Genomic DNA, 287 nt, shown 5'->3' with positions numbered 1-287 from the left:
GCGCCGGGCAGGCTGCCCTCGCGCGCCTTCGCCGGATCCGCGCCGAACTGGTGGATCGCGGCGTAGATCAGGTTCGAGCCTATGCGGACGGCCTCGGAATCGGAGAAGTGCTGGATGCTCTCCAAGAGCCCCGGATTGCCGTTGCTGATCAGGAGCGAGTGCCGGCCGTGGTCGCGGGTGGCGTCATAGGCCGCGGACCAGGCGACCCAGCGATTGCCCTCGGGGTCGGTCTTCTCTTCCTGGATCCGGCGCTTGGTGGAGTTCTCCAGGAGCGCGCCGATCTCCTC

Annotated in this window: 1 protein-coding gene; it reads right to left on the bottom strand. The window is 68.3% G+C overall.

Annotated elements, in window-relative coordinates:
• Positions 1–287: phage virion morphogenesis protein (locus C5F48_RS24670; protein ID WP_107666191.1), on the bottom strand; the 287-nt coding region annotated here is incomplete at both ends.

The organism is Cereibacter changlensis JA139, assembly GCF_003034985.1.
Lineage (GTDB): Bacteria > Pseudomonadota > Alphaproteobacteria > Rhodobacterales > Rhodobacteraceae > Cereibacter > Cereibacter changlensis.
The sequence above is the reverse complement of the archived record's forward strand: the minus strand, read 5'-3'. Positions and strand labels throughout refer to the sequence as shown.